The organism is Faecalibacterium prausnitzii, assembly GCF_003324185.1.
GTDB lineage: Bacteria > Bacillota > Clostridia > Oscillospirales > Ruminococcaceae > Faecalibacterium > Faecalibacterium prausnitzii.
On sequence record NZ_PXUP01000002.1, the window covers coordinates 153,261 to 180,184 of the forward strand.

The window sequence follows — 26,924 nt, forward strand, 5'->3', positions numbered from 1 at the left end:
AAAAGCATTATAAAATTTATGGGCCAGAAACGTCCGTAGGCGTTTCTGGCCCATTTTTTACATTTTAGCGCGCAACAGCTGCTGTCCGGCAGTCACCCGGCCGGAGAGCAAAGGCTCTATCCGTGCAAACCGGCTGCTGTTGGTCACGATCACGGGGGTGGTCAGCGTGTAGCCTGCCGCTGCAATGGCCTGCATATCGAACCGGAAGAGCAGCTGGCCCTTCTGCACATGGTCTCCAGTCTGTACAAATAGCTCATAGCCCTTACCCTTCAGCTCCACGGTGTCCATGCCAACATGAATGAGTACCTCCATGCCGTTGTCGCACAGCAAACTGATGGCATGATGGGTCTTGGCGATCTTTTCCACAATGCCGTCTGCGGGTGCTACTACCTCGCCGCAGCTGGGCTCGATGGCACACCCTTTGCCCAGCACCTCGCTGGAGAACACAGGGTCCTTGATCCGGGTCAGTGCGCGGATACGTCCTGAGACCGGTGCATAGAGCAGCTGCCCGCTGTCCGCAGGCGCAGCTTCCGCTGCAGGGTCTTCCGGGGCAAACGGTGTGCTTTTCTCAAAATGTGCCAGCAGCCGCTGCCGGATGCTGTGCATAAGAGTAGCAGGTTCTTTCATTCCGTTTTTCCTTCTTTCGGCAGGGAAACTGCCGTGGCGGTGTTTTTCTTGTCTCTACGCATTCCGCAAAAACAGGGCCGAAAGGGAAGCTGTCCCCTCGGCCCCGGCTGATTACTGTTACAGCTCGTATGCCTTTTTCAGTGCCTCATAAGCGGCGTCCTCGTTTTCCGCGTGGACGAGCAGAGAAATATCCAGATCGCTGGTGGTGATCAGCAGCACCTCAATACCGGCCATAGCCAGTGCATTCAGCGCCCGCGCAGCCACACCACAGCTGGTGACCATATCCTCACCGAACAGATTCAGCTTGGAATAGCCTACGCTGATCAGGGGAGAAGCCTTGGCGTCCTTATCCAGATTTGCTGCCGAGATTGCTTTCATCACCAGCGGCAAATCGCTGCTGGATGCAGTAAAGCTGAAATCAATGGTAGTGCCGTGGGGAGCGCTCTGGCTGATCATATCCACCACTACGCCGGTCTCTGCAAAAATATCCAGATACCGGGACAGACTGTTGCCCCGGAACACTACGTCCTGCACGCTGATCATCATCAGGTCAGTCTCGATATTGATCTTCGATACTCCGTACATAAAAAGTCCTCCGTTCTGCCCGGGTTGCCGGACAACGCTCAATCATTTCACATTTTTATGTAAGTGCTAAAAAGGATGCACTGATATTATTTTGCGCGATTTTTTGTATCCTGTCAAGGCTGAAATCAGAATAATTTGCCCGCACACCATGCGCTGCCGCCAATTTCTGCGTGTAATCGCGCAAAAGGTAGGTGCGCACATTGGTTTTTCCGGTATCATAATGGGTCACGGTGGGGTGCAGCTGCGGCGCAAGCACTTCACACTGCACCGAGCCGTTCGGCTGGGTGGTCTTTTGCAGCTGCAAGGTCAGGATCGCTCCCACCAGCTGATCCGGGTGGCTCTGGGTGCTGAGGAAATTGCCCAGCGAGAAGGCGACAAAACTCCGCCGTCCGTCTGCCGCGGTCAGCCACTGGGCGTCCTGCAGCACATGCGGATGGGTGCCCACGATGACATCTGCGCCCCAGTCTGCCAGATTCTGCGCCAGTGTGCGCTGACTGTCCACGACGGCGTGGCTGTTCTCTACGCCCCAATGCACTCCCACCACCACAAAGTCCGCCTGCTGACGCGCTAAGCGCACCTGATGCTCGATCACATCGGTCTGGCTGGTGTAGATGACATTGGCTGTCATATTCTTATTCTGGCGGATACCGTTGGTGTGTTCAGTATAGGAGAGATAGGCGATGGTCACACCGTTGACGGTTTGCAGCGGGATGCGGTCGTAGTCCTCTTCGCCGCACCACAGACCGGTGGTGACTACATCCTCCGGCATGGACTCCCAGAATTGCAGAGTAGCCGCAATGCCGGACGCGCCCTTATCATAGGTGTGGTTATTGGACAGGCTGAACACCCGCACCCCGGCACGGTACAGCGCCCGCGCACAGTCGCCGGGGGTGGAAAAGCATGGGTAGGTGGAGGGTGCAAGGGTGTCGCTGCAAAGGGTCTCCTGATTGATCCAGTTCACATCCTGTTCCGCATAGAAAGGAGCAATGTGCTCATAGCAGTAATCAAAGCTGTACTTTCCGTCTTCGCCTGCCCGGCGGGCGGCCTGATTATAAATGGGAGAATGGATCAGGTTATCTCCTGTTGCGGAAAAACGGATGGTTTCCACCACAGGCTGCGGTTCGGGCTCCGGCTCCGGGGTCGCAACGGATGAAACAGGGGATAACACCTCCTCCGGCGGCTCGACGCCGCCCACCGGTACATCTTCTCCCGGCAGCCTTGTCCAGATTCCCAGACACAATGCTATCACGCTCACAGCCAGAACCGACAGCACCACCGCCCGGAGCGTTTGTTTTTGGCCGCGCTTACGGGCAGCCGGACGCCGCCGCTTTAAAGGCTCCTGCTTCATCGTTCACCTCTTCTCCCGGCGTATGCCGGGCAGCTCGTTTTTCAAAGTGCAGCGATCAGATCGCCCATATCGTACAGACCCGGCTCTTTTTTTGCCAGATAGACCGCAGCATTTACTGCACCGTTGGCAAAGATGCTGCGGGAATAGGCGGTATGCCGCAGGGTGATCACCTCGTCCGGGCCGCAGAACAGCACCTCGTGGTCGCCCACGATGCTGCCGCCGCGCACAGAGCTGATGCCGATTTCCTTCGGGTCACGCTTCTGGCGCACGGAGGAGCGGTCGTACACATAATGGTACGCGCCGTTATTTCCCTCGTTGATGGCGTCGGCCAGCATCAGTGCCGTTCCGCTGGGGGCATCCAGCTTGTTGTGGTGATGCTGCTCCACGATCTCGATATCATAGTTGATACCCAGCACAGCAGAGGCTCGCTTGCACAGCTCTGCCAGTACATTGATGCCCATGGACATATTGGCGCTCTTGAACACCGGAACGCTGCGGGACAGTTGCACTACCTTCAGCTGCAGCTCCTCCGAAAGGCCGGTGGTGCACACCACGATGGGCAGCTTGTGGGTCTGGCAGTAGGGCAATGCCTTTTCCACTGCGGCAGGGGAACTGAAGTCGATGATCACATCGCCCTTGCCGTTCAGCTTTTCCAGACTGTCGTAGACCGGAATGCCGTTTTGCTCGCCGTCCTTCATATCAATACCGGCCACCACACAGCAGTCCTCCCGCTGTGCGATCATATCGCACAGCACATGGCCCATGCGGCCGCCAATACCCTGAATCACGATCTCTGTCATTGCTGTTTCCTCATTTCTATAATATGGCAGAATGCCCGGAAGCTGAAGATCCCGGGCATTCTGTACGCTGTTGTTATTCCTTGATCAGACCTGCAGCCTGCAGAGCCTGCTCGATCTTTGCCTTGTGGGCATCGCTGGGCTCTACCAGCGGCAGACGGCATTCGCCTGCGTTCCAGCCCAGCACGTTCATGGCATACTTGACCGGAATGGGGTTCACCTCGCAGAACAGAGCCTCCTCCAGCGGCAGCATTTCCAGCTGCAAAGCGCAGGCCTTGGCGGTATCTCTGTCAAAGAAAGCCTGACAGCAGTTATGCACCAGTTCCGGCGCAACATTGGACACCACGCTGATGACACCCTTGCCGCCCAGTGCCAGCAGGGGAACCACCTGATCGTCGTTACCGGAGTAGATGTTCAGCGCATCACCGCACAGTGCAGCAACTCTGGCCACCTGAGAGATGTTGCCGGAGGCCTCCTTGATGCCGTTGATGAGCGGGTGCTTGCTCAGCTCCAGAGCAGTCTCGGGTGCAATGTTCAGACCCGTGCGGGAGGGTACATTGTACAGGATGACCGGGATGCCGCCGGCCTCAGCCATGGCGGTAAAGTGCGCCACCAGACCGGCCTGCGAGGTCTTGTTGTAGTAGGGGGTGACCATCAGCAGGGCATCGGCACCGCAGGCGGCAGACTTTGCTGCCAGTGCGCAGCCGTGGTCGGTATCGTTCGAACCGGCACCGGCAATGACCGGTACGCGGTGATTGACCGTATCCACGGTGAACTTGATGGCGGCCAGCTGCTCCTCATCGGTCATGGTAGAACACTCGCCGGTGGTGCCGCAGATGATGATGGCATCGGTGTGGCGGGCGATCTGATCCTCGATAATGCGGCCCAACTCGTCAAAGTTGATGCTTCCGTCCTCGTACATCGGGGTGATGATGGCAACACCCGCACCGGTAAAGACAGGCTTCTTCATAGTAAAAACTCCTTTGCTGCGTGTATCGCGCAAAAATTCAGGCATTAGTCCATATAGCCCTTTGCTGCCAGCAGCTCGGCCAGCAGCACAGCACCGCCGGCAGCACCGCGCAGGGTGTTGTGGCTCATGCAGGCAAACTTGTAATCAAACAGGGTGTCCTCCCGCAGACGGCCGATGCACACTGCCATACCGTTTTCGGTGTTGCGATCCAGCTTGGGCTGCGGACGATCCGGCTCGGTAAAGTAGTGCAGGAACTGCTTGGGAGCGCTGGGCAGGTTCAGTTCCTGTGCAGGGCCGCGGAAGTTCGCCCAAGCTTCCAACATCTGCTCCTTGGTGGGCTTTTTGTCAAAGCTTACGAACACGGCTGCGGTGTGGCCGTCCGAAACAGGCACACGGAAGCACTGTGCAGTGATGACCGGCTTCTCGGCATTGACGATCCGGTCGCCCTCAATGTGGCCCCACAGCTTCAGCGGCTCGCGCTCGCTCTTTTCCTCCTCGCCGCCGATGTAGGGGATCACGTTGTCCACAATCTCAGGCATCCGGTCAAAGGTCTTACCAGCGCCGGAAATGGCCTGATAGGTGCACACCAGTGCCTTACTCACGCCAAAGTCCTTCATCAGGGGATGCAGGGCGGGCACATAGCTCTGCAGGCTGCAATTGGACTTGACCGCGATGAAGCCGCGCTTGGTGCCCAGACGCTTGCGCTGGGCAGGGATGATCTCGATATGGTCGGCGTTGATCTCGGGAACCACCATGGGAACGTCCGGGGTGAAACGATGGGCACTGTTGTTGGAGACCACCGGGCACTCAGCCTTGGCGTATGCTTCCTCCAGTGCTTTGATCTCGTCCTTGGGCATATTGACAGCGCAGAAAACAAAATCCACCTGCGAAGCAACTTCCTCTACCTTGGAAGCGTCCAAAACGGTCATCTTCTTCACGCTCTCCGGCATGGGAGTAGTCATGGCCCAGCGGGAGCCCACTGCATCCTCATAGCTTTTGCCCGCACTGCGGCCGGATGCAGCCAGCACGGTCAGCTTGAACCAGGGATGATTCTCCAGCAGAGTCACAAAACGCTGACCCACCATACCAGTTGCGCCTACGATACCCACTTTATACTGTCTATCCATTTCCAGCACCTTTCCTTTCAAAAAACAAACAGCAAATCTTATCATTGTGCACAACACGGCTTGCAAACCGGACAGCAATGCAATATAATAGATACTGTTTATACAGATTCTATAATATCATTGATACGTTGTCCGTGTCAATCATCGGAAAGGCAAATGCACAGTATGTTAAAAAAAGATTTTTGGTATGATTTACCCAAAGAGCTCATTGCACAGGAACCTGCGTCCCCGCGGGATGCGGCACGGCTGATGGTTCTGAGCCAAAAGGACGACAGCATTCAGCACAAGGTATTCCGCGACCTGCCGGAATTTCTGGAGCCGGGAGATCTTTTAGTAGTGAATAATTCCAAGGTGCTGCCCGCCCGCATCGTGGGCGTCAAGCAGCCTACCGGTGCCGTGTGCGAGCTGCTGCTGCTGCGGCAGGTGAAGGGAGACCAGTGGGAGTGCCTGGCAAAGCCCGGCAAGCGGATGCAGCCCGGCACGAAGGTAAGCTTTGGCGACGGCAGTCTGACCGCCGTGGTGGACGAGACCATGGAGGACGGCAACAAGTACGTTACATTCTATTATGATACCGAAACGCTTTATGAAAAGCTGGATGAATTTGGCAAGATGCCTCTGCCGCCCTACATCACAAAGCAGCTGGAGGATCAGAGCCAGTACCAGACCGTCTATGCCAAGGAGCTGGGCAGCGCAGCTGCTCCCACCGCCGGGCTGCACTTTACCCCGGAGCTAATGGACACCATCCGCGCCATGGGGGTCGGCATTGCCGAGGTCACCCTGCACGTTGGTCTGGGCACCTTCCGACCTGTGCAGGAGGACGAGATCGCCGACCATAAGATGCACAGCGAGTGGTACTCCATCAGCGAGGAGACCGCCCGGCGCATCCGCGAGACCAAGGCCGCAGGCCACCGGGTCATCGCTGTGGGCACTACCAGCTGCCGCACACTGGAGGCTGCCGCTGCCAAGTACGGCGAGATCAAGGCTTGCAGCGGCAACACCTCCATCTTCCTGTACCCGGGGGTGAAGTTCAACTGCATCGACGGTTTGATCACCAACTTCCATCTGCCGGAGAGCACCCTGATCATGTTGGTGTCCGCCCTGTACGGCTACGAAAAGACCATGCACGCCTATGAGGTGGCTGTGGCAGAGAAGTACCGTTTCTTCTCCTTTGGCGATGCTATGCTGATAGTTTGATACAAAATTCGCGCTTTTTGCGATATTTGTATGTGAAAGGTAAGGATGCGATCTGCATCCGCCGCTCCCCTTACAATTACGGCAGACCGCTGCTGTGATCATTCTGATAACTTGCAGGCTCGTGGCCTGCATCGAGGCTGCACGGCTGTTTTCCGTGCTCAGAAAGGAACGAATAATCATGCCTTCTTTGACGACCTACACCCTGCTCAAGCAGGAGCACAACGCCCGGCGGGGCGAGTTCAAAACCGTGCACGGCACGGTGCAGACCCCTGCCTTCCAGAACGTTGCTACCGCCGGTGCCATCAAGGGCGGCCTGTCGGCGCAGGATCTGAAGGATATCGGCGCGCAGGTCATGCTGTGCAACACCTACCATCTGCATCTGCGTCCCGGCGACAAGCTGGTAGCGGATATGGGCGGCCTGCACAAGTTTACCCGCTGGAACGGGCCTATCCTGACCGACAGCGGCGGATTTCAGGTGTTCAGTCTGGCAAAGCTGCGCAAGATCACCGAGGAGGGCGTGACCTTCGCCTCCCATCTGGACGGGCACCGCATCTTTATGGGGCCCGAGGAGAGTATGCAGATTCAGGCAAATCTGGGCTCTACCATCGCCATGGCCTTTGATGAGTGCGTAGAGAACCCCGCCCAGCACGATTACTCCAAGGACAGCTGCGAACGCACCACCCGCTGGCTGAAGCGCTGCAAGGCTGAGATGGCACGGCTGAAGCACGAGGGTATCTCGGTCAACCCGGATCAGCTTCTGTTCGGCATCAATCAGGGCTGCACCTATGCAGACCTGCGTGTGGAGCACATGAAGCAGATCGCCGAGTTGGAATTGGACGGCTACGCCATCGGCGGTCTGGCTGTGGGTGAGCCTACCGAGGTGATGTATGAGATGATCAGTCAGGTGGAGCCGCACATGCCCAAGGACAAGATCCGCTATCTGATGGGCGTCGGCACCCCCGGCAACATCATCGAGGCCGTAGCCCGTGGTGTGGATTTGTTTGACTGCGTTATGCCCAGCCGCAATGCCCGCCACGGCCATCTGAATACATGGAGCGGCATCATTAACATTAAAAATGCCAAGTATGAGCGGGACGAGCGTCCCATTGACCCCGCCTGCGGCTGCCCGGTGTGCCGCAACTATTCCCGCGCCTACATCCGGCACCTGCTCAAGGCAGACGAGATGCTGGGTATGCGCCTGACCGTGATGCACAACCTGTGGTTCTACAATCATCTGATGGAACGTATCCGGGACGAACTGGATGCCGGCACCTTTACCGCCTTCCATGACAGATACGTTAAACTTCTGGATACCCGAATTTAAACTTTAGCCTTGCAACAAGACTGATAAGAGGGTATAATAGCATTATCTGAATTTTTGAGAGGAGATTTTGCCCCATGCAATTTCTGACTACCACGTCCGAAGGCTATATCAGCCTGTTCTTCACGCTGGCACTGATGCTGGTCCTGCTGTACTTCATGATCTACCGTCCCCAGAAGAAGCAGGAAAAGAAGGATGCCGCTATGCGCAGCAGTCTGGAGATCGGCGATCAGGTCACCACCATCGGCGGTGTCATTGGCCGCGTTGTCGCCATCAAGGACGACACTTTTGTTCTGGAGACCGGCGCTGACCGCGTGAAGATCCGCTTCACCAAGTCTGCGATCTCTTCGGTCGAAAAGCTGAACATGGACAAGGCTCCTGCCGACAAGAAGTAAGCGTTTACACCGTGCATACATGAACCGCCTCCCTGCATAGACTATGTGCAGGGAGGCGGTTTTGTTATGTCTGAGTCTCGAGGTTTCCCGGCGGAGCTTCTTTCGTTTCTGCTTTTCGGGGTGCTGGGGGTAGCTGTAACGGCGGCAGCTTTGGCATGTTTTGCGCAGCTGATGGCCGGGCAGGGCTGCTCCGGCAGTGTAGTGCCGATACTTGCCACAACAGCCGTGTGCATGGGCAGCCTGCTGTGTGCACTGACGGCAGCGTTTCGTAAAAAGGCGCGCGGTCTGCTGACCGGACTGCTCCAAAGTACATTTCTGGCAGTGCCGCTGGCGCTTTCTGCTATATGGAACGGCACAGCCGCTGAGCCTGCTGTGGTATGCCGCCTTCTGGCGGTGCTACTCTGCGGCTGCATTGGTGGGCTTCTTGGAGTCACCCTGCGCAGCCGCAGGCACACGCTTCGTTGATCGATCCGGCAAATCGAATCCATCAGAGGGAGAAAACAGCGTATGTGGATCTATGAACAGACAAAATCAGAAGAAAACTTTTCTTTGCTGCCGCAGACGGTCGGCCTACCGGTGCAAACACCAGAGTCTGCCCTGTCGCCCGCGCCGGCACAGGCAGCTGAACCGGCAGAACAATTGACGCAAAAAGAGCCCTGCACCCCGGCAAAGCGCCACGCCACCCGAGATTGCTGGCTGCTGGCTGCGGCGTTTCTGCTGGGGTGTACGGCAGCCGGTGTATTGCAGGCCGTATGCGATGCCCGGCAGACAGAACTGCTGCAGTATTATCTGGAAGCGTGGCAAAGGCTGTTTGCGCCGGGCAGTATGCAAGGAGCGGTACAGCTTTTCGGCATGGAATACCTGACACTCGGCCTTGTGGTCAGCCTATTTCTGGTATTGGGGCTTTCTGCCCTTGGCCCAGTAATGATCTTTGGCAATATGATGTTGTACGGCTTGGGCAGCGGGTTGCTTATGGTACAGCTTTGCGCCGCAGGCGGATGGAAAACGGTACTTCTGGCGCTGCTGTGGACAGGCCTGCCGGCGGCAGCAGCAAGCGGCTGTCTGTGCTTTTTCGGGGCTTGTGCTTTGCAGGTCAGCAGCCGGATCCACGCCTACTCCTTCCGCAGGCATCCCGGCGGACAAGCCCGCCCCGGGGTACAGGCACTGTTGGGACAATATCTGCTGACCATGGTGGTGCTGCTGCCGCTGTGCGGTGCAGCAGCAGGGCTTTCGTATCTTGGCAGTCGCCTGTGAACAGCATCCTTTTCTTGCGGGTTTTGGCACAGTGTGTTACAATAACAAAAGACCATAATAAATGAGGGACAGACATGAAATTGAAATCCGTCTATGTATGCTCCAATTGCGGAGAGACAAGCCCCCGCTGGATGGGGCGCTGCCCCAGCTGCGGCAGCTGGAATACCATGAACGAGGATGTTGTTGCTGAAGCGCCAAAGGCGGGGACTCCTGCCGCCCGTCAGGCTGCCGCGGCTCGTCAGGAGGGCGTGACCACCCTGACCGCCCGGCGGCTGTCAGAGATCAGCACCACGGAGGAAAAAAGCCGCATCCTGACCGGTATCTCGGAGCTGGACCGCGTATTGGGCGGCGGCATCGTGCTGGGCGGCGTGGTGCTTTTGAGCGGTGAGCCGGGCGTGGGTAAATCCACTATGCTGTTACAGCTGTGCGGCGCCATCTCCAACCAGCACAGCGTATTGTATATCACCGGCGAGGAGTCTGTCCGGCAGGTCAAGCTGCGTGCAGCGCGGCTGAAGGTACCGCAGGATAACATCTTTCTGGCGGCGGAAAATGACGTGGATGAGATCTGCGGTCTGATCGAAAAAGAAAAGCCGGACCTTGTGGTCATTGACTCCATCCAGACCATGCGCTGCATGGATATCTCGTCCTCGTCCGGCACGGTCAGTCAGGTGAAGGAGAGTGCCGCCCGGCTGCTGGCGGTAGCCAAAAAGCAGGAGATTCCCATGTTTATCGTGGGTCATGTGAACAAGGACGGCGCAATTGCAGGCCCCAAGGTCATGGAACATATCGTGGATACGGTGCTCTACTTTGAGGGCGACAAGATGCTGCCGTACCGCATTCTGCGGGCAGCCAAAAACCGCTATGGCTCCACCAATGAGCTGGGAATGTTCGATATGACCGGCACAGGACTTGCCGAGATTGAAAACCCATCCCAGATGCTGCTGGAAGGACGTCCGCTGGGGGTTTCCGGCAACTGTGTGGCCTGTACCATGGAGGGCAGTCGTCCAATCCTGAGCGAGATACAGGCACTTGCCACCAAGACGAATTTTCCGGCACCCCGTCGCGCCTGCAGCGGATACGACTATAACCGCATGAACCTTTTGATCGCCGTGCTGGAAAAGCGGGCAGGGTACTTCTTTGGCAATCTGGATGTCTATGTCAATATCGTGGGCGGCATTGCACTGCGGGATACCGCCTGCGACCTTGCAGTCTGCCTGAGCATGGTCTCCTCGCTGCTGGACCGCCCGGTCAGCGATAAGCTTATCGCCATTGGTGAGGTAGGTCTGGGCGGGGAAGTGCGCAGTGTGCCCAATCTGGAACAGCGCCTGCACGAGGCTGAGCGTATCGGCTTTGAGCGGGCTGTTATCCCCAAGCACAGCCTTGCACACCTGAATGCCGCAGATTATCCCGGCATGAAGCTGGTCGGTGCAGCGTATATCGCAGATGCCATCAATGCGCTAAAAAATGACCGCCTGTGATGAAACGAGGAACCTATGTCGATTTATCTGGACGAAAGAAACCCCGGCAAGCACGCACCCTTTGAGGATGCTGCGCCGGATATTGTAGAATATGTGCGTTATCTTGAAGTGATCGCCGGCAAAAGTGCCAATACGGCGTTCAGTTATTACTGTGACCTGCGCTCCTTCAGCCGCTTTATGAAGCGCCGCCGCGGGCTTGTGGCCACGGATGCAGAATTCAAAGAGATCGATCCCAAGGGGCTGGATACGGCCTTCTGGGGCAGCATAACAAAAGAGGATATCTACGAATATCTGTATTTTCTGAACCGGGAGTGCGGCAACAAAAAATCCTCTACCGCCCGGCGGCTGGCCAGTCTGCACGGCTTTTATGATTATCTGGTCAATCAGGTCAACCGCTTATCCGAGGACCCTACGGCGGCCATCCGCCCGCCCAAACAGGATAAGGTCTTGCCCAAGTACCTGACGGCAGAGCAATCCATTTCGCTTTTGGAGAGTACCCAGACCCAGAGCGATTTCCCGGAGCGGGATTATTGCATGGTGGTGCTGTTCCTCAACTGCGGTATGCGTCTTGCAGAGCTGGTAGGCATGGACCTTGGAGACATCGATTTAGAGCAGCGTCAGATCCGCCTGTTCGGCAAAGGCCATAAAGAGCGTATGGTCTACCTGAATGATGCCTGCGTGGAGGCACTGCAACTATATCTGCGCAAGCGCAACACCATGGAGGGACTTTCACCCAAGGAAAAAGCGGTGTTTATTACCCGTATGCGCAAGGAACGTATTTCGAACCGCAGAGTAGAACAGCTGATCTCCGGTGCAATGAAGGCTGCGGGGCTGAAGGGCTTTTCCACCCATAAGCTGCGGCACACCGCCGCAACGCTGATGTATCAGACCGGCAATGTGGATATCCTTACCCTCAAGCAGCTTCTGGGGCACAGCAGTGTGGGAACAACACAAATTTATACGCACCTGCAAGAATTTCAGGTGCGCTCTGCCATTGAGGAAAACCCGCTGGGCAAGGTACTGCCCATCAAAGCTGCAAAAGTAAGCTTGGATACAACAGATGCGGCAGGGGAGACATCTGTTGAAAATGACCCGGCGGGAGATGACGCTTCTGAGCCGTCCGGCCCTATGGCGGCCTTTGAGGGCGCTGCACAGGATGGCTTCCGGGCAGATATCTCGGCAATGTCCAACGATGAAATGGACGATTCATCGCGCGATACTTAAACCTGCACAAAACGTCTGAGACGATTCAAAGACCTATGGCGCGATCCGGCTTGACCGGATAACGTCATGGGTCTTTATAATTTACATTATAAGCAGTCAGCAGCAATACATACAGGAGCATCCATAGAAACGCGCAACGTAATGTCTACACAAAAACAAATGTTATAAAGCAAGCACATAGATGCTTACTGGAATAAAATGAATTACAAATGAACTGATGCAGCAGCGCATAACACAGGAAGCATCTGTAAGCATGAGACAAATAAAACCATAAAATATGATAAAATTTGCAGAATGTGCAAAACGGCTGAACTAAGCCCGAAAATGAGCCAGCTGAGGCTGGAACGCCAAAAATCCGGGAAATGGGCATTTTTCGCTTCCCTAAGTTTCGCATAACGTGCATTATACGAAATATCTATAATCAAAAGAGAGAAGCTGCCCTTCTCTCTTTGTCAGATTTCCGGCAGCTTCTGTGGATGCTTTTCAGTTCGCACACGCACGCTTCTACGCCGCTGGACATATTACCAGTACGTTCAGGCGTTCGACTTATGTCTGCGATAGCCGTTCCAGTGCGTTACAGGTCCTGTTATAAAAGCAGTATCGTTTCTTTTCCTTTGGTGATGCGATGCTCATTTCACCGGCAGCGGCTTTGTGCCGAAGTATACACAGATGGCTTCGTAATAAATGCGTGCCACTGTCTTGCAGCCCTGTTCACTGCCAAAATGCTCCACATCCTCATCGTTCGTCACAAAACACTGCTCTGCCAACACTGCCGGACAATCCACATCCTCCAGCAGCGTAAAGCTGCGCTCAGGCCGAACCTGCGTGTAGGTATTCTCCACCAGCTGCTTCTGGTCGTTTTCCAGATAATAAATGTAACGCACTCCCCCACGTCCGCGCAGCTTTGCGCCAATGCTCTGCATTCCACCGGCCAGCAGTTTTGCAAAATAAAAACTTTCCTGATGCCATGTACGCCCGGGCACTGCCGGATAGCATTCAAAACCGGCTGCCGTAGAGCCATTGGCTGCGGAGTTGCCGTGGATGGACAGCAGCAGCTGCGGGCTTTGGGCGTTGGCTGCTGCTGCACGCTGGGCAGGCGTGGCGGTTGCATCAAAGCTTTCCCGGGTTTGCAGCGGGATGTAATTCGAATCCTCTTCTAACCATTGGAGCAGCGCAGCAGCCGTGGCTGCGGTGACCTGTTTTTCTTCGACCACTCCCCTTGCGCCCGGGTCACTGCCGCCATGCCCGGCGTCTATTGCCACCCGGTACGGCGGGTCGCCCACCACAGGACGAAAGTCCTCCGCTGAGACTGAGACTGCGGATTCTGCGGGTGCGTTCAGTTCCAGCGCCGCCCTCCATAAAAACAGGCCGAAACAGAGCATCAATGCCGCAAAAACAAGCAGTAGTCCATGCAAAATCCGACGCTGGGCTTTGCGGCGGTGCGTTTTGCGTTTACTATGCTTATTTGCGGGTCTGCGATGACTGGTTGGCATAAAGTTTTACTTCCTGTTCGTTTTACATTTATAATACGAGTATACTCGCCTTTTCCCTGCACTGCAACAAAAAAAGACTGCCAATTTTTCAAAAGGCAGTCCTTTGGGGTTATTTCAGTTCTACAACCGTCACGCCGCTTTCGCCTTCGCCGTAACGGCCAAGACGGAAGCTTTTTACCATGCGGTTGCCGCGCAGATGCTTATGGATGGCAGTGCGCAGTGCGCCGGTGCCGTTGCCGTGGATCAGATAGACTACTGTCTGTCCGTTCAGGATGGCGCGGTCAATAAAGGAGTCCACCTCCGACAGCGCCTCGTCCACTGTAAGTCCCAGCAGGTTGCACTCCATTTTGGCGGTACGCTGTACGCGCTCTACCCTGCCGTTGGGACGGTTAGTGTCGCCGGTCAGGCGGGAATACCGCTGCTGCGCTTTGGTCTTGGGCACAGTGGGTTCTTTCACCAGCTTTTCCGGCTGCTTCAGGCCCTTGAGGGGTACCTTGGTTTTGATGATACCGGCACGCACCAGCACATCGCCGTTTTTATCAGGCAGCGCCAGAACGGTGGCCAGCTGGTTCAGTTCTGCAATGCAGACCTCCTGTCCCACTTTTACCTCCTTCAGCGGCACAAACTCCTTGACGGGGTTATGCACCACCTCCGTACCGGCAAACAGCTTTTCGGTCTCCTTTTTGGCAATTTCGCGGGCACGCTGCGCCTTCTGCTGGGCGCTCATGCGCTCGTCCTTTTGCAGCTGGCGCAGTTCATCGGTCAGTGCGTAGGCCTGCGTTTCCACCTGCTGTGCCAGCGTGCGCGCCTTGGCACGGGCAGCTTCCAATTCATTTTCGCCCTGCTGGATCAACTCATCCCGTTTTTTGCGGGCTGCTTCCAGCTGATGGGAAGCTTCGTTGCGTAGCTGCTCCACTTCGTTCTGACTTTCCTTCAGCTGCAGCTTCAGGTCGTCCAGCTGACCCAGAACCGCATCCAGACGCTTATCCTCGGCAGACAGATGCTGTTGAGCCGCTTCAATGACGCGGCTGGGGATGCCCAGTTTTTCACTGATCAGGAATGCGTTGGATTTGCCTGGTACGCCCACACTCAGCTTATAGGTGGGACGTAGGGTCTCCAGATCAAACTCGCAACTGGCGTTGACCACGCCCTTAGTCTCCAGTGCAAAAACCTTCAGTTCCGCATAGTGGGTGGTTGCCATCAGCAGCACACCACGGCGGCGCAGCTCCTCAATGATGGCAACTGCCAGCGCGGCACCCTCGGCGGGGTCGGTACCGGCACCCAGCTCGTCCAGCAGCACAAGGGTGTGCGGCATAGCCAGTTCCAGAATACCGGTGATTTTTTTCATGTGGCCGGAGAAGGTGGAAAGGCTCTGTTCAATGCTCTGCTCGTCGCCGATATCCACCAGAAATTCATCAAACACGCAGATCTCGCTGCGCTCGTCAGCAGGAATCAAAAAACCGCACTGTGCCATAGCGCACAGCAGACCGGCGGTTTTCAGAGTAACCGTCTTACCGCCGGTGTTCGGGCCGGTGATGATAAGGGAATCGTATTCCCCGCCCAGTGCAATATCCACAGGAACACACTTTTGCGGGTCGATCAGCGGGTGGCGGGCACGGATCAGATTAAAGGAAGAATCCGTCCGCACAGCGGGCTTGAAGGCCTTCAGCTCCAGTGCAAGCCGCGCCTTTGCCAGCAGGATGTCGATTTCCAGCATGGCCTTGTAGCTGTACTGGAATTGCGGCTCAATGGCGGCCACCTGTGCGGTAAAGGCCACCAAAATGCGCTCGATCTCCTGTGCCTCCTGTGCGCGGTACTGCAGAATGCGGGCGTTTGCCTCCACCACAGCCTGCGGTTCCACGAACACCGTAGCGCCCGTAGAGGATACATCGTGGATGATACCGCTCACCTCGCCGCGGTACTCGCTCTTGACCGGCACAACATACCGGCCGTTGCGCATGGAAACCACACTCTCCTGCAGGTATTTGGAGGTGTCCATATTGCGTACCATGCTTTCCAGCCGGTCGCGGATGCTGTTTTCGGTGGCGCGGATCTTTTTGCGCAGCTCTGCCAGCGTGCGGGAGGCGGTATCCGCCATGGCATCCGGTGCCAGAATGGCGCTGGAGATCTGCTGCTCAAGGCCCGGCTCCGGTGCCAGCGCGTAAAACAGATCATTGGTCGGCAGCGCGTCATGCTCAGAGGAGCCGTACCAGCTGGTCAGGTGCTGAAAATTGCGCAGCGCACCGGCCACCATCAGCAGTTCGCCCATGGAAAGCACGCCGCCCTTTACGGCACGGGCGGCAAGCTGGCTGACCCCCTCTACCCCGCCAAAGCGCGGCGAGCCGTTTTTAATCAGCAGGGTGTTGATGGCGTCCGTCTGCTCTAGTGCGTAGCGCACCTCGTCCGGGTCGCACTGCGGCTCAATGGCCAGCAGCATAGCACGGGCTTCCTTGCATACGCAGCCCTCCGCTGCACGCGCAATGATCTTATCCAGTTCTAATGTTTTTAAGTAGCTTGTTTCCATACTGTTCCTTTTTGGTCAGGGCAGCACGCTTTTCAAAAAGGCATAGCTTTTCAGCGGCTTATCCAGATGCGTCAGGGCATAGTTTTCAGCCACTGCGGAAAGCTTTGCCAGACTGCCCACAGAGATCTTGAATGCAAATATTTTTTTGTCCTCCACCAAGCAGATGTGGCGCAGTGCAAACAGCGCAGCCTTGTCCAGATTGCAGTTCTTGCCTGCCTTTGCCGCACAGGACGCACAGAGCAGGTGCCCTTCCTGTGCGTCCAGATAAAAGGCATCTCCTTCATCGTAGGTGCCACAGTCCCGGCAGCAGACAATCTGCGGCATAAAGCCGCACTCACTCATGGTGCGCAGCTCAAATACTGCCTTGATCACCCGCAGGTCGGTGCGGTGCTCGTTGATCATATACAGACTGTTCAGCACCAGACGCAGCTCCCGGGCTGCTTCCTCTCCGGTAGGCGAAAGCGCAGCGGCCAATTCGGTAAGATACATGGCAAGGCTTACCCCTTCAATGGAGGAGGAAATGCCATGGAAGATGTTCTGCACATCGGCTTCCCGCACGGTATACATATTGCGTCCGGGCACCAGTGTAAACTCCGAATAGCAGAACAGCCCGCAGGCACTGAACAGCTTGCTTTTCAGCCGCAGGCTGTTTGCAGCCATTGCTGTGATCACGCCCAGTTTCGGGGTAAGAATCGTCAAAATGCGATCTGCTTCTCTATAACGGGTCTCCTTCAATACCAGACCCATGGTCACGAATGGTTCCATCGTCCGTTTCTCCTGCCGGATGCTCGGCGGGCAGCTGCACCAGTTGTTTGTAATCGAGATAACGGAGAATGTTCCCCGTGCAGGCAAAGGCCTGCCAGCTTGCAGCAGCATCCATCTTCAGCACTCCTTCCCTTTTCTGTGCACAGGCTGCTTTTGTTATAGTGTCAGCCTGATTCTAGCACAGCATACAAGGGAAAACTGTCCTGCTTTGGCATCACTCAGCGGTTGGAGGAATTCTGCTTAAAGCCGAAGTTGTTCAGCAAAAACTCGTTATCCCGCCAGTCGGATTTCACCTTGACCCAGCACTGCAGATTGACCCGGCAGCCCAGAAACTCCTCGCAGTCGGCACGGGCAGCGCTGGCGATCTTTTTAAGCATGGCACCGCCCTTACCGATGACCATGCCCTTGTGGCTCTCCCGCTCGCAGTAGATGTTCACATCAATGTCGATCAGGTCTGTGCCCGGGCGCTCCTTGAAGCGCTCCACCACCACTGCAATGCCGTGCGGGATTTCATCCCGCATAAAGAGCAGTGCCTTTTCGCGGATGACCTCGGCCACCAGCTCTTTTTCCGGCATATCGGTATAGGCATCATCGTCAAAGTAATGGGGACCTTCCACAGCGTAGCGGCTCAAAGCATCGAACAGTTCCTCGCTGCCTTCCTTGTTGCGCACACTGATGGTATAGATCTCATCGAACACGCCCAGCGCCTTCAGCTCTGCCTTGCGGGTTTCCAAATCGGCAGGTTCTTTAACAAGGTCGGTCTTATTAATGACTGCAATGGCCGGGCCGCTGCGGTGCAGCGCCTCCACAAGTGCCATCTCAGATTCGTTCAGCGCGCCGTAAGGCTCGAACAGCATCATGGAAACATCCACATCCGCAATGGAATCGCTGGCGGTCTTATCCATGCGCTTTCCCAGCTTGTTGTGGGCTTTGTGCACACCGGGGGTGTCCAGCAGCACATATTGCAGCGGCCCCCGGGTGATCACGCCGGTAATGCGGGTGCGGGTAGTCTGGGGCTTAGAGGTGACGATAGCCACTTTCTCGCCGACCAAGAGGTTCGTCAGGCTGGATTTGCCCACGTTCGGCCGTCCGATGACAGCAACGAATACAGAGGAGGTGTCGTAATGCTCCTGAACGGGTGTTGTAGTACTCAAAGCGAACTCCTGTCTTGTTTTTATGTTCTGGGATATCATTCCGTATAGCTGACCGTGCGGGGCAGACCCAGCTGCAGCAGCACAGCCTCTTCTTTTTCGCGCATACGCATGGCTTCCAAACCGCCGTTTTCGTGGTCGTAGCCCAGCAGATGCAGCATGGAGTGAACGGTCAAAAAGGCTACCTCCCGCTGCAGCGGATGCCCATACAGATTGGCCTGCTCCATGGCGCGCTCCATGCTGATGACGATATCGCCCAGCATCATGCAGCCGTTGTTCTCGTCGATATCATACTTGCCGTTCTCACCCAGAGGAAAGCTCAGCACATCAGTAGGCATGGGCTTATTGCGGTACTGGTTGTTCAGCTCGGCAATGGCAGCGTTGTCCACAAAGGTAACGCTGATCTCGGCGGGACGGTCGAAATGCTCATATTCCAGCACGGCATTGCAGGCACGGCGGATCAGAATGCGGAGCCCGGAGGGCACCTTAACAGCTTTCTGGGAGTTGGTGATCAAAACTTTATTGGACATATCGGTCCACTCCTTTCAGGGATTTATTTAAAATTCTTATTGTTTTCTTTATTTTTCGCATCGGCAGCCGGATGGGCGGCACGTTCGTAAGCCTTTACGATCTCCTGCACCAACCGGTGACGCACAACGTCTTTATCGGTAAAGTAGCATTGTGCAATGCCGTTCACATCCTTCAGCACCTTCAGCGCGTCCACCAGACCGCTGCGGGTGCTGCCCGGTAGATCGATCTGGGTCACATCGCCGGTAACGACCACCTTAGAGCCTACGCCCATACGGGTAAGGAACATTTTCATCTGCTCCGGGGTAGTGTTCTGCGCCTCGTCCAGAATGATAAAGGAATCATCCAGTGTGCGCCCGCGCATATAAGCCAGCGGGGCGACCTCAATGATCTGCTTTTCCACCAGACGCTCGTAGGTCTCTGCGCCCAGCATATCAAACAGGCCGTCGTACAGCGGCCGCAGATAGGGGTCTACCTTCTGCTGCAGGTCACCGGGCAGAAAGCCCAGCTTCTCCCCTGCCTCCACCGCCGGGCGGGTCAAGATGATGCGGGATACCTCCTTGGCCTTGAAGGCTTTCACCGCCATGGCAACGGCCAGATAGGTCTTGCCGGTACCCGCCGGGCCGACACCGAAGGTAATGGCATTGGAGCGGATGGCGCTCAGGTATTCCTTCTGTCCCAGCGTTTTGGGGCGGATCGGGCGTCCCTTGACCGTGACGGTAACAAAGTCCTCGGTCAGCTCCTTTACCCGCTTCTCTGCGCCATCATGCGCCAGACTGATGCAGTAGTGCACAGTCTGATCTTCCAGCGGGGTGCGGTTCTCGATCAGAAGAAGCATTCCCTCCACGGCGCGGTTCGCTGCCGCCACATTGGCAGGCTCGCCGGAAATGCGAAGCTGTGTGCCGCGGCAGACAGCGGTAACAGAAAACTCTTTTTCCAACAAGCGAATATTCCGGTCACAGTTGCCAAAAACAGCCGCTGCGATCTCTACACTATCCAGTTCAATACACTTTTCCGCCATGGAGCTCCTCCCGAATTGCAGAATTTGATAACTATATTGTACCACCAAAATCTTCAGAAGAAAACTATGAAAAGTGCACAAAATATTTTCCTGCATTCCATCGGTTTTTCCATACGAACTGCGTTTTAAAGCTTTTTGATGGCCTTTTTCTGAAAACGCTTGACAAAGTATATCGGGAGACGATATACTTTAAACGCAATATATCGGCTGACGATATAAAGACGTCCGATAGAATCCATGGAGTATTTCAGTATGGAAAACCTTGCATTGACCGAATCGACCTATTATATCCTGTTGTCTCTTTACCATCCGCAGCACGGCTATGGCATCATGCAGCAGACGGAGCAGCTTTCCGGTGGCAGAGTCCATCTTGCCGCCGGGACACTGTACGGAGCATTGACCTCCCTGTGTGAAAAAGGCTGGATCCGTCCCCTGCCCGCTGAGAGCGGCAGCCGCAAAAAGGAATATCAGCTTACCGCAGAGGGCGTACAGGTCTTAAAGCACGAGCTTGCCCGTTTGCAGCAGCTTGTGGCAAATGGTGAGAGCATCCTGAAGGAGGAAACCTTATGAGGGAAAAGAAAACCGTTTTCAAGCTTTTCTTTGTGTGGGATTTTGAAAAAGAAGAGCGCTGGCTGAACGAGATGGCGCAGGAGGGCTGGGTACTGGACAATACCGGTTTTTCCTTTTACACCTTTGTGCGCTGCGAACCGGGCGAATATATCATCCGCTTGGAGATGAACCCCAGCAGCGATTACCGCGCCTTTGTAAAGGAACTGGGTGCAGAATATATCGGCGGCTGTGTCAACTGGGTGTACTTCCGTCGGAAAGCGGAGCTTGGCAGCTTTGAGCTGCTCTCGGATATTGACTCCCGTCTGACGCATCTGAGCCGCATCGACCGGATGCTTTCCCTGATCTGTCTGGCAAACCTGATCCTTGGCATAACGAACTCTTTGAATCAGGCTCGCTACGGCTGGCTGAACCTGTTGTGCGCAGCAATGCTCTCCTATGCACTGGGGCGTATCCACGGCATGAAAGCAGCGCTGGAAAAGCAACGCAGTTTGCACGAATGATTTGTCAATCCCTTCTTCGCCACAACTGCAGAGAAAAAAGAGGCGTATCTTTGGATAAAAAGACCATAGCAAACCGTTCTCCATCGTGATACAATAGCAAGCGTTGTGTGCCGCCGCCCGGCGGCCGTTTGGACTGCTTGAACACAAAGGAGAAGGAACCATGGAACAGCTTTTTTTGATGCCCGGTGAAGAACGATACGAGCGCTTCAAGGATGGCAATGGTGTTCCTAAGGTGCACTACTCCTACTGCTCTATGCGCGGTGCCTTCTTTGACTGCGAGAGCCGCAGCTTAGAGGAAGCCCAGCGTCTGTGCGAAAACTGGCTTGTAGGACAGGATCGCTGCTACCGCAACTAACATAGAACCTTAAAACCCCTGCCGTATTTGCAGACCTTTCCGCAAAACGGCAGGGGTTATTTTTATATAGGTTTTACTGCCACACCTGCGCACAGACAAGTTCCAGTACACTGCCGGCAATACAGCGAGATTTATCTGAGATCAGGAAACAGTTGGAAAGCTCCTCCCGCCGGGGGTCGATATCCGCAATCTTAAAGCCCGGCGTAACCGGATAGCCGCTGCGCAGCAATCCGCGCAGAATGCCGGGAATCTGTGCTGTGACCGGGATTTCTGCCCCCTCCGGGGTGCGGATGGTGGCAATAGTCTCACCCTTCTCTACTAAATCGCCGATTTTACGCACATTCATAAAAACACCGGCGGCCTGTGCATGGATCACCCGCTCTGCACCGTACCCGCCAATGACGCCGGGAATGCCGGTATTGGGGATAGCGCTCCCCTCCCGGATGATCCGGCCAAGCCGGTGGCCGCGCTTGGTTTCTACCACGGCATCTACGTCCTGCCCGGCTACAAAGCCGGGGCCAAGGGCAATAGTCAACGGTGCCATATCCCGGCTGGTGCCAAGGTTGCGCTTGGCCAGAATGGCATCCACTACGACCTCCGGCTTTGCCCGGGCAATACAGGCCCCCTCTGGGTCAACGAGCACCGGAACAGCGCCCTGCGCCCAGACGGACTGTGCCTGTTCCAATGCTTCAATGCGGACAGCGCGCAGACCCTCAACAGTGGCTTCGCCTTCATACACTGCTTCACACAGAGCTACCTGACGGCGGATGGCTGCGGGCTGTGTCGTTTCCAATACCAGCACTCGCAGCCCGGCGCTACACAACCGGTGGATGGTACCGGTGGCAAGGTCGCCGCCGCCGCGCACGATAATTAGGGCGTCCTTTTTCATTTTATTTCCTCCCCGGAGAAAAGTGTCTGCAATAGCACCTCCATGGAGCCGCCACAGGCAGCAATGGCTGTGTCCTCGTTTTTGCCGTCAGCCGAAAGCTGTAAGCATTGCAAGGCGGGCACAGCCTGTGCTAACAGCTTCTGAGCCGCCTGTACCGTGTAATGCTCCATAATGCCGCCGCCCACACTGCCCACTATACTGCCATCGGGCAGAACGAGCATTTTTGCGCCCACATCCCGCGGGGTGGAGCCGTGCCGCGCAATAATAGTAGCCAGTACCGCCGGGGTATGGGCTTTTTCTGCCTGCACCATCGCATCCAGCAATGCGACGGGATAGCCCTCGGTCTGGGGGCGGGCATTTTTGACCTGCACGATCTGCGCCAGAATGGAAAGCGCGATCTCCGCAGCCGTCTGTGCGCCAATGGCAAGGCCGATGGGTGCGCAGAGTGCATCGATCCGCTGGCTGTCCAGACCGTTCTCCAACAGCTGACGGCGCACCAATGCGGCACGGCCTCGGCTGCCCATCATGCCCACATAGGCCGCAGGCTTTTGCAGAATCCGGGTAAGGCAGTCCAGATCAAAGACGTGGGAGCGGGTCAGCACCGCAAAATAGGTCTCCGCCCCGCCGGGCACACCCTGAAGCGCCTGCGCAAAGGGAGCGCAGAGCACGGTATCCGCTCCGGCGGCGCGCAGCTGCTGAGCAAATTCCTCCCGATCATCTATGGCAAGCACTGGTATGCCGAGAAGCTTTGCCTGCTTTACAAGGGCAGCAGCAACATGACCGCCGCCGCAGACCACCAGCTGCGGCACCGCACCAAAGCGCTCAGCAAATACCCGCTGACCTTCCAGTGTAAGAAAGCCCGTAGCGGTACAGGCCTGCAGGACGGCAAGCTGACGCTGCAAAAGTTCGGCACTCTGGGTCTGCCACAGGGCGTCTCCGTCCCGCAGCAGCAGCTGACTGCCTGCCTCTGCGCCTTCCAGCACGGTAGCCAGCGTATAGCTGCCGGTCTGGTTTGTACTTTGCAGAACGTCTGCAAGCGTTTGTCTGTTCATTGGTGTTTCTCTCCCTTAATTATTGCTCCACAGGTGTTACCTTATCAAACTGTGTCTGATCCAGTTCTGCCTGCCAGCTTTGCCAGTCCTCCGGCAGCATACGCCATGCAAGCCCGCACCCTGCCGAGATCTCACGCGGCAGCGGGATCAGCCGCCCGGGCACCTGCCGGGCATTGCATTGCTTTTCCCACTCCATAGCCTCTAAGGTGGTGCGGAAGGAAAGCACGATATAGCTTCGTTTTACTCGCATAAAATCTCCCGTGCAAGTGCGCAAACTGCCTGTGCTGCCTGCTGCACCTCCTGTTCGGTATTGAAGTGGGAAAAGCTGAACCGTACTACGCCCTGCTCGGCCGTGCCAAGGGCCTTGTGCATCAGCGGAGCACAATGCGCCCCGGCACGCACGCAGATGCCGTAGTCCTCCCACAAGATATCTGCCACCCGGGCAGAATCCTCCTGTGCGATGTTCAGCGCCACAATGGGCGCACGAGGCTGCATAGCCATATCACCATACACTGTTACGCCCGGCGCAGTACGCACCTGCTCATAAAACAGGCGGGCAAGGGCGTTTTCCCGGGCAGCAAGGTTTTCTACGCCCTGCTCCAACAGCCAGCGCACCCCGGCGCAAAGCCCCGCAAGGCCGTGCACGTTCAGCGTGCCAGCCTCCAGTGCGGCGGGCATCTGCAAGGGGTGCATTTCGTCAAAGCTGTGCACGCCGCTGCCGCCAACAAGGAGCGGCGCAATTTGTAACCCGGGGCGCACATAAGCTCCGCCGGTGCCCTGCGGTCCCAGCAGAGCTTTGTGCCCGGTAAAGCAGAGAGCATCAATGCCCAGCTGCTGTACATCAATGGGCTGCGCACCGGCAGTCTGGGCTGCATCCACGATCAGCAGCAGACCGTGCCGGTGGGCAAAATCCGCTGCGCGGGCAAGGTCGATGCCATTGCCGGTCACGTTGGAAGCCCCTGTCACCACCAGTGCCAGAGTCGTGGGACGCAGCAGCGTTTCCCACTGGTCGTAGCAAAGCCGTGCAGCGTTATCCACCCCGGTAAAGGAAACCCCTACTCCCTGCGCCCGCAACCGGTACAGCGGACGCAGAACAGAATTATGCTCGCATACCGTTGTGATGACATGGTCGCCCGGATGCAGCACGCCGTTCAGTACTGTGTTCAGCGCCATGGTTGCATTGGCGGCAAAAACAATGCAGGAAGGGTCTGGCGCATGGAAAAGTTCTGCCAGCGCCAGACGGGTGTCCAGTACGATCCGTGCGGCGTGAAGAGTAGGCTCATGGGCACCGCGCCCGGGGTTGCCTGCTGTATGCAGCGCCTCCAGAATAGCCTGTTCCACCTGCGGTGGTTTATGCAGAGTGGTGGCCGCGTTATCCAGATAGATCACGGCTTTACCACGTTTCCGGCCTGTGTCAGCTTTTCAGCAATGGTGTACATATTGGTCACGCTGCCCACAGCCAGCTTCTCGGTAAGGCCATAGAAATTCAGGCAGGTGCCGCAGGTCAGGATTTCCACGCCCTGTGCCTCCAGTTCCTTGAGATCCTCCAGCATGGCAGAGCCTTCACAGGTCAGCGCCGCGCCGCCGTTATAGAACAGAATGGTCTTGGGCAGCTTGTCCTGCTGGGTCAGTGCAAATACAAAGGCCTTGAGCAGGGTCTTACCCAACTCCTCGCTGCCTTCGCCCATAACGGCAGCGGAAATAGCCACCACCGTATCGGTGCGGGCATCGGGGGTGCAGACAGGAGCATCTTCTGCTGGGGCGCTTACTGCTTCGCCCAGCGTGAACAGCACACGGTATTTGCGCTCTTCCAGTTTTTCGGCACTGTACTGATAACCCTTTTGCTGTGCCATCTTGGTCAGGTTTTGCACAGCAATCTCGTTGTCCACCAGTACCTCCACCTGTCCCGCGCCCTGCAGCTCGGAAATCGCCTTTTTTGCCTTGACAACAGGCAGCGGGCAGGCATCGCCCAGTGCATCCACTTTGATAAATTCAGCCATGTTGATTACTCCTCTCATTTGTCTGTTACAGTGATCTCAATTTCCTGCTTCGGCAGGATTTCTCCAACGATGCTTGCCGGCAGCCCTGCGGCGCACAACGCCTGTTCCAGTGCCGCGGCATCCGCCGGGTCTACCGCCAGCAGCAGCCCGCCGGAGGTCTGCGGGTCGAACAGAACTTCCTCCATGGCAAAGCTTACGTTCTCGAACCGAACGAACGGCCCGGTATGGTTGCGGTTGCGCTGCCCGGCGGCGGTGTACAAAAACGCATCGGCTGCTTTTTGGGCACCCGGCAGCACTGGCACGGCATTTGCATGGATGACGCAGGAAAGTTTGCCGCCCATCATTTCATGCAGATGGCCGAGAAAGCTGAAGCCGGTCACATCCGTAGCGGCATGGACGCGGTATTTGCGGCTGATCTCTGCCGCCGTTTTGTTCAGAGTGGTCATGGAGCGGATGGCGGCTTCCATCTCCTCCGGGGCGGCTTCGCCCACACGGTTTGCCGTACACAGCAGCCCCACACCCAAAGCCTTGGTCAATACCAGCTTGTCGCCCGGCATACCGGTGTCGTTCGTATACATCCGGTGCGGGTCTACAAGGCCGGTTACAGAAAGACCGTATTTCACCCCGCTATCTGCAATGGAATGCCCGCCTGCAAGGCTGCCGCCGGCTTCTGCCACCTTTTCAGCACCGCCGCGCAAAATCTCGCCCAGCACATTCAAGTCCATATCCTCCGGAAAACAGACCAGATTCAGGGCGGTCTTTACCTCGCCGCCCATGGCGTAGACATCGCTCAGGGCGTTTGTGGCTGCGATCTGCCCAAAGGTATAGGGGTCGTCCACCATCGGCGGAAAAAAGTCCACAGTCTGCACCAGTGCAATGTTGTCCGTAATGCGGTAGACTGCGGCATCATCCCGGCTGTCATAGCCGACCAGAAGATCCGGGTCTTTTTCGCCCCGGGGCAGCTTTTCCAGAATACGGCTCAGCACCCCGGCACCCAGCTTTGCGGTGCAGCCGCCCCCGGTACAGAATACGATCTTATCTTCCTTGCTCATGCGCGTTCTTCCTCTTTAAAATGCGTCAGCACGCACAGTATGCCCTGCTGACGCAAAAGCTGTTGTATTTGTATGCCCTGCTGCTGCAGCTTTGGCGTATCAACCTGATTGAGTACGGCATAAAACTGCCGGTCACCCACCGCCTTGCGGCCACCCTGCGCGCTTGCAAGCAGCTGTGCCAGCACAGACGGTGTAAGAGGCGCATCCGGCGCAGCCGCTAAAAACTGCGGACGGATGGTATCGTAGCGGAAGCAGGCCTCCCGCAAGGGCCTATCCAGCGCCGAAAGCCCTGCCATCGCCAAAACGATATCGCTTTGGGGCAGCAGCACCGGCTCGTGCGCCGCCGGGACTTTGCAGGGGTAGTGCTTTGCCCCGTCTGCTTCTATAAACACCGCATCCGCCTGCGCCATCCGGCGCAAAAGCTGCGGCTGCGGCAAAGTCAGCTTTCCGTTTTCAGCCGGGGTTCCGATCACTGCATAGTGACCCGCTTGCCATAAGGCGGTAAGCGCTGCGTCATCCGGTGCATAGCAGACTGCCGGTTGCCGGATGTGGGTGGTGGTAGTCACAAGCACCCGCCAACCCTTACGGGCACAGTGGTCTGCCATGGCATACAGCAGGGTCGTTTTGCCCCCACCGCCTACCAGAGAAACGATATGCCCTTTCTCTGCTAGAAACGGAAGCTCTTTTTCGTTCAGCATCTGCTA

Annotated in this window: 30 protein-coding genes; 10 read left to right on the forward strand and 20 right to left on the reverse strand. The window is 56.5% G+C overall.

All coding sequences use genetic code 11. The annotated features are described in order from the left end of the window. Window positions 1–57: 57 nt before the first annotated feature. The 6 genes from C7J97_RS02065 to asd all read right to left on the reverse strand — a co-directional run bounded on the left by C7J97_RS02065 (window position 58) and on the right by asd (window position 5,454). Window positions 58–627, reverse strand: a complete 570-nt coding sequence (locus C7J97_RS02065; RefSeq protein WP_113991901.1) for a PTS sugar transporter subunit IIA — start codon at window positions 625–627, stop codon at window positions 58–60. 117 nt (window positions 628–744) lie between these two features. Further along, a complete protein-coding gene (locus C7J97_RS02070; protein ID WP_005925901.1) occupies window positions 745–1,212 on the reverse strand; it encodes an ACT domain-containing protein in 468 nt (155 codons plus the stop codon). 55 nt (window positions 1,213–1,267) lie between these two features. Then, window positions 1,268–2,560 (reverse strand): CapA family protein, encoded by a 1,293-nt coding sequence (locus C7J97_RS02075; protein ID WP_113991902.1) that lies wholly within the window; start codon window positions 2,558–2,560, stop codon window positions 1,268–1,270. Between the two features lie 41 nt (window positions 2,561–2,601). Beyond that, the gene (gene dapB, locus C7J97_RS02080; protein WP_113991903.1) at window positions 2,602–3,360 is read right to left on the reverse strand and encodes a 4-hydroxy-tetrahydrodipicolinate reductase; all 759 of its coding nucleotides are present in this window, start codon (window positions 3,358–3,360) and stop codon (window positions 2,602–2,604) included. Between the two features lie 73 nt (window positions 3,361–3,433). Next, window positions 3,434–4,327 carry a 4-hydroxy-tetrahydrodipicolinate synthase gene (gene dapA / locus C7J97_RS02085; protein ID WP_005925892.1) on the reverse strand — a complete coding sequence of 298 codons (894 nt, stop codon included), beginning with the start codon at window positions 4,325–4,327 and terminating at the stop codon, window positions 3,434–3,436. A gap of 44 nt (window positions 4,328–4,371) precedes the next feature. Next, entirely contained in the window at window positions 4,372–5,454 is a 1,083-nt protein-coding gene (asd, locus tag C7J97_RS02090) for an aspartate-semialdehyde dehydrogenase (RefSeq protein WP_113991904.1), read from the reverse strand. A gap of 165 nt (window positions 5,455–5,619) precedes the next feature. Here asd and queA point away from each other — a divergent pair, with 165 nt between their 5' ends. The 7 genes from queA to C7J97_RS02125 all read left to right on the forward strand — a co-directional run bounded on the left by queA (window position 5,620) and on the right by C7J97_RS02125 (window position 12,320). Beyond that, complete coding sequence (gene queA / locus C7J97_RS02095) at window positions 5,620–6,648, forward strand: tRNA preQ1(34) S-adenosylmethionine ribosyltransferase-isomerase QueA (protein WP_113991957.1); 1,029 nt, start codon at window positions 5,620–5,622, stop codon at window positions 6,646–6,648. A gap of 178 nt (window positions 6,649–6,826) precedes the next feature. Beyond that, complete coding sequence (gene tgt / locus C7J97_RS02100; RefSeq protein WP_055184384.1) at window positions 6,827–7,972, forward strand: tRNA guanosine(34) transglycosylase Tgt; 1,146 nt, start codon at window positions 6,827–6,829, stop codon at window positions 7,970–7,972. A 74-nt stretch (window positions 7,973–8,046) separates the two neighbouring features. Next, on the forward strand, window positions 8,047–8,364 hold the full coding sequence (yajC, locus tag C7J97_RS02105) for a preprotein translocase subunit YajC (RefSeq protein WP_005925879.1): 318 nt from the start codon (window positions 8,047–8,049) through the stop codon (window positions 8,362–8,364). A 66-nt stretch (window positions 8,365–8,430) separates the two neighbouring features. Beyond that, the gene (locus C7J97_RS02110; protein ID WP_005925876.1) at window positions 8,431–8,829 is read left to right on the forward strand and encodes a TIGR04086 family membrane protein; all 399 of its coding nucleotides are present in this window, start codon (window positions 8,431–8,433) and stop codon (window positions 8,827–8,829) included. A 42-nt stretch (window positions 8,830–8,871) separates the two neighbouring features. Continuing rightward, the gene (locus C7J97_RS02115) at window positions 8,872–9,618 is read left to right on the forward strand and encodes a hypothetical protein (RefSeq protein WP_113991905.1); all 747 of its coding nucleotides are present in this window, start codon (window positions 8,872–8,874) and stop codon (window positions 9,616–9,618) included. A gap of 131 nt (window positions 9,619–9,749) precedes the next feature. After that, window positions 9,750–11,096 carry a DNA repair protein RadA gene (gene radA, locus C7J97_RS02120; RefSeq protein ID WP_015538502.1) on the forward strand — a complete coding sequence of 449 codons (1,347 nt, stop codon included), beginning with the start codon at window positions 9,750–9,752 and terminating at the stop codon, window positions 11,094–11,096. A 15-nt stretch (window positions 11,097–11,111) separates the two neighbouring features. Continuing rightward, window positions 11,112–12,320 (forward strand): tyrosine-type recombinase/integrase, encoded by a 1,209-nt coding sequence (locus tag C7J97_RS02125; protein WP_113991906.1) that lies wholly within the window; start codon window positions 11,112–11,114, stop codon window positions 12,318–12,320. A 629-nt stretch (window positions 12,321–12,949) separates the two neighbouring features. Here C7J97_RS02125 and C7J97_RS02130 read toward each other — a convergent pair. From C7J97_RS02130 to C7J97_RS02155, 7 genes are all read right to left on the reverse strand, one after another. Beyond that, entirely contained in the window at window positions 12,950–13,735 is a 786-nt protein-coding gene (locus C7J97_RS02130) for an N-acetylmuramoyl-L-alanine amidase (RefSeq protein WP_242983416.1), read from the reverse strand. Between the two features lie 187 nt (window positions 13,736–13,922). Then, a complete protein-coding gene (locus tag C7J97_RS02135) occupies window positions 13,923–16,337 on the reverse strand; it encodes an endonuclease MutS2 (RefSeq protein ID WP_113991908.1) in 2,415 nt (804 codons plus the stop codon). 15 nt (window positions 16,338–16,352) lie between these two features. Further along, window positions 16,353–17,102 carry a DNA repair protein RecO gene (gene recO, locus C7J97_RS02140; RefSeq protein WP_005925854.1) on the reverse strand — a complete coding sequence of 250 codons (750 nt, stop codon included), beginning with the start codon at window positions 17,100–17,102 and terminating at the stop codon, window positions 16,353–16,355. After that, a complete protein-coding gene (locus tag C7J97_RS14950; protein WP_170126615.1) occupies window positions 17,053–17,217 on the reverse strand; it encodes a hypothetical protein in 165 nt (54 codons plus the stop codon). Before C7J97_RS14950 ends, recO begins: the two co-directional genes overlap by 50 nt. A 103-nt stretch (window positions 17,218–17,320) precedes the next feature. Further along, a complete protein-coding gene (era, locus tag C7J97_RS02145; protein WP_005925851.1) occupies window positions 17,321–18,295 on the reverse strand; it encodes a GTPase Era in 975 nt (324 codons plus the stop codon). Continuing rightward, a complete protein-coding gene (gene ybeY, locus C7J97_RS02150) occupies window positions 18,292–18,783 on the reverse strand; it encodes an rRNA maturation RNase YbeY (RefSeq protein ID WP_005925846.1) in 492 nt (163 codons plus the stop codon). Before ybeY ends, era begins: the two co-directional genes overlap by 4 nt. 23 nt (window positions 18,784–18,806) lie before the next feature. Next, window positions 18,807–19,802 carry a PhoH family protein gene (locus C7J97_RS02155; RefSeq protein WP_112120735.1) on the reverse strand — a complete coding sequence of 332 codons (996 nt, stop codon included), beginning with the start codon at window positions 19,800–19,802 and terminating at the stop codon, window positions 18,807–18,809. Between the two features lie 252 nt (window positions 19,803–20,054). Here C7J97_RS02155 and C7J97_RS02160 point away from each other — a divergent pair, with 252 nt between their 5' ends. The 3 genes from C7J97_RS02160 to C7J97_RS02170 all read left to right on the forward strand — a co-directional run bounded on the left by C7J97_RS02160 (window position 20,055) and on the right by C7J97_RS02170 (window position 21,227). Beyond that, entirely contained in the window at window positions 20,055–20,372 is a 318-nt protein-coding gene (locus C7J97_RS02160) for a PadR family transcriptional regulator (protein ID WP_015538506.1), read from the forward strand. Continuing rightward, the gene (locus C7J97_RS02165; RefSeq protein ID WP_015538507.1) at window positions 20,369–20,872 is read left to right on the forward strand and encodes a DUF2812 domain-containing protein; all 504 of its coding nucleotides are present in this window, start codon (window positions 20,369–20,371) and stop codon (window positions 20,870–20,872) included. Before C7J97_RS02160 ends, C7J97_RS02165 begins: the two co-directional genes overlap by 4 nt. 160 nt (window positions 20,873–21,032) lie before the next feature. Beyond that, window positions 21,033–21,227 carry a DUF3873 family protein gene (locus C7J97_RS02170; RefSeq protein WP_015538508.1) on the forward strand — a complete coding sequence of 65 codons (195 nt, stop codon included), beginning with the start codon at window positions 21,033–21,035 and terminating at the stop codon, window positions 21,225–21,227. Between the two features lie 73 nt (window positions 21,228–21,300). Here the strand turns inward: C7J97_RS02170 and yqeB are convergent, their stop codons facing one another. The 7 genes from yqeB to yqeC are packed head-to-tail and all read right to left on the reverse strand — an operon-like array spanning window position 21,301 to window position 26,918. Beyond that, on the reverse strand, window positions 21,301–22,116 hold the full coding sequence (gene yqeB, locus C7J97_RS02175; protein WP_005925826.1) for a selenium-dependent molybdenum cofactor biosynthesis protein YqeB: 816 nt from the start codon (window positions 22,114–22,116) through the stop codon (window positions 21,301–21,303). Next, on the reverse strand, window positions 22,113–23,168 hold the full coding sequence (locus C7J97_RS02180) for an XdhC family protein (RefSeq protein WP_015538509.1): 1,056 nt from the start codon (window positions 23,166–23,168) through the stop codon (window positions 22,113–22,115). Before C7J97_RS02180 ends, yqeB begins: the two co-directional genes overlap by 4 nt. A gap of 19 nt (window positions 23,169–23,187) precedes the next feature. Further along, the gene (locus C7J97_RS02185) at window positions 23,188–23,418 is read right to left on the reverse strand and encodes a putative Se/S carrier protein (protein ID WP_015538510.1); all 231 of its coding nucleotides are present in this window, start codon (window positions 23,416–23,418) and stop codon (window positions 23,188–23,190) included. Continuing rightward, window positions 23,409–24,557: an aminotransferase class V-fold PLP-dependent enzyme gene (locus C7J97_RS02190; protein ID WP_113991909.1), complete on the reverse strand. Its 1,149-nt coding sequence runs from the start codon at window positions 24,555–24,557 to the stop codon at window positions 23,409–23,411. The genes C7J97_RS02185 and C7J97_RS02190 overlap by 10 nt, the downstream gene beginning before the upstream one ends. Next, window positions 24,554–25,168, reverse strand: coding sequence for a sulfurtransferase-like selenium metabolism protein YedF (gene yedF, locus C7J97_RS02195; RefSeq protein WP_242983417.1), 615 nt, complete (start codon window positions 25,166–25,168; stop codon window positions 24,554–24,556). Before yedF ends, C7J97_RS02190 begins: the two co-directional genes overlap by 4 nt. Window positions 25,169–25,182: 14 nt before the next feature. Continuing rightward, window positions 25,183–26,220, reverse strand: coding sequence for a selenide, water dikinase SelD (selD, locus tag C7J97_RS02200; protein WP_113991911.1), 1,038 nt, complete (start codon window positions 26,218–26,220; stop codon window positions 25,183–25,185). Then, the gene (yqeC, locus tag C7J97_RS02205) at window positions 26,217–26,918 is read right to left on the reverse strand and encodes a selenium cofactor biosynthesis protein YqeC (RefSeq protein WP_113991912.1); all 702 of its coding nucleotides are present in this window, start codon (window positions 26,916–26,918) and stop codon (window positions 26,217–26,219) included. Before yqeC ends, selD begins: the two co-directional genes overlap by 4 nt. Window positions 26,919–26,924: the final 6 nt, after the last annotated feature.